The organism is Mesorhizobium sp. M00.F.Ca.ET.216.01.1.1 (assembly GCF_004010325.2).
GTDB lineage: Bacteria > Pseudomonadota > Alphaproteobacteria > Rhizobiales > Rhizobiaceae > Mesorhizobium.
In genome coordinates this window covers 1-278 of the sequence record NZ_SADR02000659.1, presented here as the reverse complement: position 1 = coordinate 278, position 278 = coordinate 1, and the positions used below count along the sequence as shown (strand labels likewise).

1 protein-coding gene is annotated in these 278 nt (G+C 68.0%); it reads right to left on the bottom strand.

Going from position 1 to position 278, the window contains the following annotated elements:
- A partial coding sequence (locus EN859_RS38615; protein WP_189502631.1) for a hypothetical protein occupies positions 1–278 on the bottom strand: 278 nt, incomplete at both ends.

The window sequence follows — 278 nt, the reverse complement described above, 5'->3', positions numbered from 1 at the left end:
GACTCGCTGTACGCGACGTCGCCCAGGTCGATCCGGACCTTGATCTCCTCCAGAAGCGGCTTCTTCGCGCCGATCTGCAGGCCGTGCTCGTTCACCTTCAGCCAGTCGTCAACGACGACGGCACCCGCCATCGCGTCGTCCAGGCCCATCGGGCGTCCGGCGGCGACAGCACCCTGGTTCGGCGAAGCAGGAGCGACGGCGGTGCCACCGTTCTGCTGTGCGTTTTCCTGGGGGATGGCAGCGGCGGCAGCGGTGGCCTGGCTGATGGCGGCATCGAT